6 protein-coding genes are annotated in these 8,116 nt (G+C 40.2%); 4 read left to right on the forward strand and 2 right to left on the reverse strand.

Annotated elements, in window-relative coordinates:
- Positions 1-37: 37 nt before the first annotated feature.
- Positions 38-1,705 carry an ABC transporter ATP-binding protein gene (locus FJR06_RS17880; RefSeq protein ID WP_168651942.1) on the reverse strand — a complete coding sequence of 556 codons (1,668 nt, stop codon included), beginning with the start codon at positions 1,703-1,705 and terminating at the stop codon, positions 38-40.
- Positions 1,706-2,066: 361 nt separating this feature from the next.
- Between FJR06_RS17880 and psaC the strand changes: the two genes are divergently transcribed.
- From psaC to FJR06_RS17900, 4 genes are all read left to right on the forward strand, one after another.
- Positions 2,067-2,312 carry a photosystem I iron-sulfur center protein PsaC gene (psaC, locus tag FJR06_RS17885; RefSeq protein WP_015080270.1) on the forward strand — a complete coding sequence of 82 codons (246 nt, stop codon included), beginning with the start codon at positions 2,067-2,069 and terminating at the stop codon, positions 2,310-2,312.
- A gap of 157 nt (positions 2,313-2,469) precedes the next feature.
- Entirely contained in the window at positions 2,470-2,625 is a 156-nt protein-coding gene (locus tag FJR06_RS17890) for a hypothetical protein (protein WP_168651943.1), read from the forward strand.
- A gap of 28 nt (positions 2,626-2,653) precedes the next feature.
- Positions 2,654-4,531 (forward strand): glutamine--fructose-6-phosphate transaminase (isomerizing), encoded by a 1,878-nt coding sequence (gene glmS, locus FJR06_RS17895; protein ID WP_015080268.1) that lies wholly within the window; start codon positions 2,654-2,656, stop codon positions 4,529-4,531.
- Positions 4,532-4,855: 324 nt separating this feature from the next.
- Positions 4,856-5,485, forward strand: a complete 630-nt coding sequence (locus tag FJR06_RS17900; RefSeq protein ID WP_168651944.1) for a thermonuclease family protein — start codon at positions 4,856-4,858, stop codon at positions 5,483-5,485.
- 71 nt (positions 5,486-5,556) lie between these two features.
- On the opposite strand, the gene hsdR is transcribed toward FJR06_RS17900, so the two are convergent.
- Complete coding sequence (gene hsdR, locus FJR06_RS17905; protein WP_168651945.1) at positions 5,557-7,941, reverse strand: EcoAI/FtnUII family type I restriction enzme subunit R; 2,385 nt, start codon at positions 7,939-7,941, stop codon at positions 5,557-5,559.
- Positions 7,942-8,116: the final 175 nt, after the last annotated feature.

Raw genomic sequence — 8,116 nt, forward strand, 5'->3', positions numbered from 1 at the left:
TCTCCAAATGCTTCGCCCGTACAGTTGTTAGTTGTTATTAAGCTTTTGCTAATAAAGGTGCAGCAGCTAAGAGGGTTTGGGTGTAGGGATGTTGAGGATGAGCAAAAATTTGCTTAGTCTGTCCTAATTCAACTATTTTACCACCATTCATTACGGCAATGCGATCGCACAAAAACCGCGCTAACCACAAATCATGGGTAATGAACAAATAGGTTAATTTAAATTCATCTTTTAGTTGTAACATCAAATCGAGAATTTGTGTTTGCACACTGGCATCTAACATACTCACTGGTTCATCACATATTATCAGTTTTGGCTTAGTAATTAAAGCCCTGGCTATAGCTACCCGTTGTTGTTGTCCTCCAGATAAATCGGCGGGATAACGGTGATAATAGAGTTCTGCTGGGGTTAAACCCACTTTTTCCAACATCCATAAAACCTGTTCTTTAGCTTTTACAACAATATCCATATTATGAATTAATAAAGGATCTGCTATACTTTGTCCTACCGTCATCGCTGGATTTAAACAAGCATGAGGATCTTGAAATATCATTTGGATTTGTCTCCGAGAAGAACGGATTTCTTGCCGAGATAAACTGGTTAATTCCTGTCCTAAAAATTCGACTGTTCCCGATGTCGGACTAATTAATTGTAAGATAGTTCTCGAAAGTGTACTTTTCCCACAACCAGACTCTCCAACTAATCCTAAAATTTCCCCAGCATACAATTCTAAATTAACCCCATCTACAGCTTTAACCGTTTGTCCTTCTCCTTTAAATATCCGTTCAATAAAATTCGGTTCTATGGTATAATGTTGCTTGAGTTCTGTAATTTTTAAAATGGGATTTGCCTTTTCTGTTCCCTGTTCTCTTTTCCCTGCGATGCACTGAGCTTGTCGAAGTGTTCCCTCTTCCTTTTGAATATGTAAAGCGGCTTTTAATAAAGATTGAGTATATTCATGTTGTGGATGAGCAAATACAGTTTCCGTTTTTCCCATTTCCACCATTTTACCCTGATACATTACCCCAATGCGATCGCAATATTCCCCCACCATTGCTAAATCATGGGAAATTAATAATAATCCCATATTTTCCTCTGCACACAATCGCGTTAGTTCTTGGAGAATCTGAGCAGAAACAGTCACATCTAAACTAGTCGTTGGTTCATCAGCCACAATTAACTTAGGACTTAAAAGTAAAGCTAAAGCAATAGCTACCCGTTGACGCATTCCCCCGCTAAACTCATGGGGGTACTGACTCCAACGACTAGCGGGAATTTTCACCTTTGCCAAAGTCGCTAAAGCCTTTTCCTTCGCTTGCTGTTTCGATAATTCCGGTAAATGGGCTTGTAGAGTTTCAATACAGTGATTCCCAATTGTCATCAATGGATCAAGGCGCGTCCTGGGGTCTTGAAAAATCAAAGCTACCGCTTCACCTCGAAACTTTTGCATCTGAATTGGTGTCAAATCTAATACTGATTCCCCTTGAAAATTTACTATTCCTTCAACGCGACTAGAGGCAGGCAATAAACGCATTATCGCTCTTCCAATAGTGGATTTACCACAACCGGACTCTCCCACCAATCCCATTCTTTCGCCAGGCTTGAGAATAAAAGATACACCATCAATCGCCCAGCTTTCTACCTCTCCACTCCGTCGCGGATAAGCCACACGGAGATTTTCAACACTCAATAAAGCTTCACTCATAATTAATTATTTTATAACCTTTAATATTGTTGGGGATTCATCATAACTCGACCAGGATTAATCAATCTATAGATTATAGATAATGGGTATGATAGATAACCTCTAAAAAACGACTATTAATTTACACATCTTTACAATTCGCCATCTGGGGAAGAGAGTGAGTTGGGTAAACACTTGATGGCGATGTTCCTGATTACAGCCATATAACAGCGATCTTAGTAGATAAATTATCTAAAGTGTCTATTACATTGTTTAAAGTTATGTAGCCTTTTGCTTACAAGCTATCAAGCCCTGGGGTAAACTATGCCTTGATTATGATTCTTTCACTCCAGAAGAACACCCGCAAGGAGCAGTTTTTTAAATGTCTCATACCGTTAAAATCTACGACACCTGCATTGGCTGTACACAATGCGTCCGCGCTTGCCCTACGGACGTGCTAGAAATGGTTCCTTGGGATGGCTGTAAAGCCGCTCAAGTGGCTGCTTCTCCCCGCACCGAAGACTGTGTAGGTTGTAAGCGTTGTGAAACTGCTTGCCCCACCGACTTCTTGAGTATTCGCGTTTATCTAGGCGCTGAAACAACTCGCAGCATGGGCTTGGCTTACTAAGAATTTCATTTCTAAATTCTTGGTACTTTAGTGCTGAGGAGTGAAAACGGGAGAAACATCAAGATTCTTTCCTCATTCCTCAGCATTTTTTGTCAGTTGGTAGGGGCGAAGCATTTGGAGAAGCATGTCTCGCAACTACCAATAATTTATCTTCCAAATGCTTCGCCCGTACAGTTGTCAGTTGGTAGGGGCGAAGCATTTGGAGAAGCATGTCTCGCAACTACCGATAATTTATCTTCCAAATGCTTCGCCCGTACAGTTGTCAGTTGTCAATGACCAATCACCAATTCCAGCAACTATACTTAAAATTTAATCATCCTGAAACCGGAGTGGTTTAAGCAATGTGTGGAATAGTTGGATATATAGGCACTCAGCCAGCGACAGATATTTTACTGGCTGGACTAGAAAAATTAGAATATAGAGGTTACGATTCAGCCGGAATTGCCACTATTTTGGCAGGTGACGTGCATTGTGTCCGAGCTAAAGGCAAATTACTCAACCTGCGTTCTAAACTGGAACAAATCGAAAATCCTGCCCAAATAGGGATTGGTCACACACGCTGGGCAACTCATGGTAAACCAGAAGAGTATAATGCCCATCCTCATCTAGATACGGCATTGCGGATAGCAGTGGTACAAAATGGGATAATTGAGAACTATCGAGAATTGCGGGAACAATTAAAAGCATTAGGACATGAATTCCGTTCAGAAACAGATACAGAAGTAATTCCCCATTTGATTGCTGAGTGTTTAAAGCATTCTCCTGAAAATCCTCTTTCCCCTTCAGTATTTTTAGACGCTGTGCAGGAAGCTGTCAGTAAATTAGAGGGGGCTTATGCTATTGCGGCTATTTCTGCTGACTACCCCGATGAGTTGATTGTAGTTCGCCAACAAGCGCCTTTAGTCATTGGTTTTGGCCAAGGTGAGTTTTTCTGTGCTTCCGATACCCCGGCGATTGCCCCCTATACCCGCGCTGTATTGTCCCTAGAAAACGGCGAAATTGCTCGTTTGACTCCTTTAGGCGTGGAGGTCTATAACTTCGCTGGACATCGCTTAAAAAAGCATCCCCGCACTTTGAACTGGAATCCCATTATGGTGGAAAAACAGGGATTCAAACATTTTATGCTCAAGGAAATCTATGAACAACCGGGAGTAGTGCGGGATTGTTTGGAGGCTTATTTCCCTGCTAGTTCGGAATCACCAGTAAAATTAGATTTACCGGCAGATTTTTATGCAGATTTAGAACAAATTCAAATTGTCGCTTGTGGTACAAGTTGGCACGCTGCATTAGTAGGTAAATACTTATTAGAACAATTGGCAGGAATTCCTACTCAGGTACAATATGCTTCGGAATTTCGGTATGCACCATCACCGCTAACGCCTCATACTTTGACTATTGGCGTAACTCAATCTGGAGAAACTGCTGATACTTTGGCAGCTTTGTCTATGGAAAAAGACCGCCGACAAGGGAAGGAAGCTAAGTATCAAGTACGACTTTTGGGGATTACTAATCGTCCAGAAAGTAGTTTAGGTAATATGGTGGCGAATATTATCAATACTCATGGGGGAATTGAAATTGGTGTGGCGGCAACGAAAACTTTTGTGGCACAATTAATGGCGTTTTATGCTTTGGCTTTAGATTTAGCTTATCGTCGTCAGGAAATTAGTGATTCGAGATTTGAGGAAATTCTTACAGGTTTACGTCAGTTACCAGGGGAAATTGAAGCGATTTTAGAAACGCAAGAACGTTATATTGAACATTTAGTACATGATTTTTCAGAAACCAAAGATTTTATCTTTATTGGTAGGGGAATTAATTTTCCCATTGCGTTAGAAGGGGCTTTGAAATTAAAGGAAATTAGTTATATTCATGCGGAAGGATATCCAGCAGGGGAAATGAAACATGGACCAATTGCGTTGTTAGATGCGAAAGTTCCGGTAGTAGCGATCGCTGTTCCTGGTAGTGTATATGAAAAGGTAATTTCTAACGCTCAAGAAGCAAAAGCCAGAGATTCCCGGTTAATTGGGATAACTTCTGTTAAAGATGGGGAAGCAGCGGAGATTTTTAATGATTTAATTCCGGTTTCTGAAGTTGAGGAAATTCTGTCTCCAATTCTCACGGTTATTCCGTTGCAATTGTTAGCTTATCATATTGCGGCGCGGCGGGGTTTGGATGTAGATCAACCCAGGAATTTGGCGAAATCGGTAACAGTTGAATAAATTCTAAGTAGGTCGGCGTTAAAAGAATGCAGAATTTAGAATTTAGAATTTAGAATTACGTTTTGCAACGGGGATTTTACCCCGACGCAAAACCCGCTGCTTGTAGAAGCAGGGGACTTTAACCCCCAAAGGTAAGTTAAAAATTATCGTTGTGGAAAGGCAAGAGGTAATACTTCGACTTCGCTCAGTAACCAGAGGCAAGAGGCAAGAGTGAAGAGGTTTTTGGAGATTTTACTTTTCTTTACACAATTTGGTTTTATTATGTTGACCTACTTAGCGCAATTTTACACAAGAACAGGCTAAATTGTTTTTGGGAGATGTCTAATGAATAAATTAGTGAAACAAGGATTAGTTTGGTTAGGTGCAGCTATGATTGCAGTTAGCTTAATAGCGTGTGATAGTTTGTTTGCTCCTCAAGGTGATCTAGTGGAACGGGTAAGTGATGGTGATACATTAATATTGAAAAGTGCTGATGGTAAAAAGTTTACGGTGCGGTTTGCTTGTATTGATGCTCCAGAAATAGCGCATTCTCAGACAGAAAAGAAGAGTAAAATTACTCAAGATGTCAATCAGTTTGTTTGGGGTATGAAAGCGAAAACACGGATAGAGGAACTGATTAAACAAACAGATAATCGTGTAAAGTTAAATATTACAGATAGCGATCGCTATGGGAGAAAAGTTGCTGAAGTTCGTTCAAAAGATGGTACGTTTTTACAGGAAGTCTTGTTAAAAGAAGGATTAGCTAAAGTATATCGTCCCTATTTAAGCAAATGTCCTAGTAGGGATATTATTCAACAAGCCGAAGCACAAGCGCAAAAACAAAGGATTGGTATTTGGAGTGATCGAAAATTTATTGATCCTTGGGATTATCGGAAAGCAAATAATTCACATAGAATGAAGAGAACCACTGATCTAAAATACAGCGGTTTCCGCTCTTATGAGGTACAAAGTTGAATCATGAAACTCTTGTAGTGCGGGCATCTTGCCCGCTAGATAAGTACCTCATAACACCGGGAAGTGCTGTATTAAGCTGCTTTGTTCTGAGAATACAAATATTGTTGAAACTCGATAAATACTTCGCTGATATTAGCAACGCTTCCTAATTGTGTCACAGCATCTCTAACAGTATGATATTTCAACTCTAACAGTTGTGGTAATTTAGCCCGATCTAATTCCTCTACTCCATCTTTAATATATTGATCTAGAACAAAGTCGAGAAACTCCTGCTGTTTACCAATATATCGAGAGAAAATTAAGGATTTATGGGCTAAAACTCGTTCTTTGCGGCTAATAGGTGTGGAATCATAAGCAATATAAGCTAATACATCATATAAATCACTTTTTTCAGCATTAATTAACCGACTAATTTCTGTTAATTGTTCTGAATCATAACCCTTTTCTGATAAACCTGCTAATAGGGCTTTACGAGTATCTGGACGACTCCAAATAGTTCTTAATTCGGCTTCATTTTTGAATAATTCGGGAATTTCCCCAAAAAGACGTTCTATAAATTCTTCCGCGCTCATGGGTTTACCGTCTGGACTCCAAAAGCTGGTAGATATCTGATGTTGAATAGTCCGCTCTTTCCCATCAGCTAATTTAATTTTAATGGTTTTAGGAGTTGAGATTTCTATATTTTCTTTTGGATCTTGATCTGTTTTTCTATCTTGATCAAATGGAGATAATTCCCGTTCTTTTCTGTGGGTAACTATCACAGGTTCTTGAGGTTCTCCGTCCCATTCAGGATCATTACAATGCTCGTAAGCTTTGACAAAATCATAAATAGTAAAATAGTCTTTTCCATCATATAAACGCGTCCCCCGACCGATAATTTGTTTAAATTCAATCATGGAATTGATAGGACGCATTAAGACAATATTCCGCACATTGCGAGCATCAACCCCGGTAGAAAGTTTTTGAGAAGTTGTTAAAATAGTGGGAATATTTTTTTCATTATCTTGAAAAGTTTTCAGGTGTTGTTCTCCTAATTTCCCATCATTGGCTGTTACCCGTACACAGTAATTAGGATTATTACTAATCTTCATTTGATTGATTAGATCTCGCACTGCTAGGGCGTGATCTTGGTTAGCACAAAATACCAAAGTTTTTTGATTTTGGTTGATTTCTGTCATGAATAATTGCACCCGGTAGCGTTCCCGTTCCTGAATTTCAATAATGCGGTTAAAGTCGCTTTCGGTGTAGGTTTTTTCTGCATCTATTGCACCTTCGATGACATCATCATCAAGGCTGTAAGTATATTCATCTAGGGTAGTTTCGATTTGTCTGACTTTGAAGGGAGTTAAAAACCCGTCGTTAATGCCGTCTTTGAGGGCGTAGATATAAACTGGATCACCAAAATAAGCGTAGGTATCGGCGTTGTGTTCGCGTTTGGGGGTGGCTGTGAGTCCCAGTTGTACAGCGGGTGAGAAGTATTCTAATATGCCTCGCCAGGTGCTTTCGTCTTTTGCTCCTCCTCGATGGCATTCGTCAATAATGATAAAATCAAAGAAGTTGGGAGGATAGTCGTTAAATTTGGGAGTGGGATTACCTTCTTGATCTTTTCCGGTCATGAAGGTTTGGAAAATGGTAAAGAAGACGCTGCCATTTTTGGGGACTCGTTTTTTCTTGCGAATCTCTTCAGGGTCTATGCGGACTAGGGCATCATCAGGAAAGGCGGAAAAGGAATTGTAGGCTTGATTGGCTAAAATGTTGCGATCTGCTAAAAACAGGATTCGCGGGCGGTGTGTGGGTTTTTGACTGAGATTCCAGCGACTTTGAAACAGTTTCCATGCCAGTTGGAAGGCGATAAAGGTTTTACCTGTACCTGTGGCCATTGTTAATAAAATTCGGTTTTGTCCTTGAGCGATCGCTTCTAAAACATATTTGATAGCATTATGTTGATAATATCGAGCCTCCCACGTACCGCTTTTATCTTCAAAGGGAATAGCTGCAAATAAATCACGCCATGTATTTTCTTCCCTTCGACTCCCTTCGACTTCGCTCAGGGCAAGTCGCTCAGGGAACTCATTAAAGGTGGCTTCCCATAGCTCATGGGGGGTGGGATATTGATTTATATAACTTTCTTTCCCGGTGTGCATATCTACTTGGTAGATGCCAATACCATTGGTAGAGTAAGCAAAGCGAGTTTGTAATTTTTCGGCGTATTTTTTGGCTTGTCCTAAACCTTCGGTGTCGGGTAAGTCGCGTTTTTTGGCTTCAATAACGGCGAGTTTTTCCCCACGATAAACTAAGACATAATCAGCGATGTCTGCTTTTGCTCGTTTACTGTTGCCAATTAAACGACCAGGGGCGATGACTTCGCGGCGAATACGGCTATTTTCAATAACTCCCCAACCTGCGGCTGTGAGGGCAGGATCTATTAATTCGGCGCGGGTTTCGGCTTCGTTCATTATTTTTTGTCTGAATCAGGATTTCCAGGATTTGAGGATTTTCAGGATTGATTTACTTGTTTTCTGTCAGAAATAAATACTATTTGATTATATCAATAAACATCCTGTACATTTTTTGTCTGAGAGGATGTTTGAAAAGTCCCTCATGGTGTATCAAATATTTTTAGATCCCCCT

Source organism: Dolichospermum sp. UHCC 0352 (assembly GCF_009711925.1).
Classification (GTDB): Bacteria; Cyanobacteriota; Cyanobacteriia; order Cyanobacteriales; family Nostocaceae; genus Dolichospermum; species Dolichospermum lemmermannii.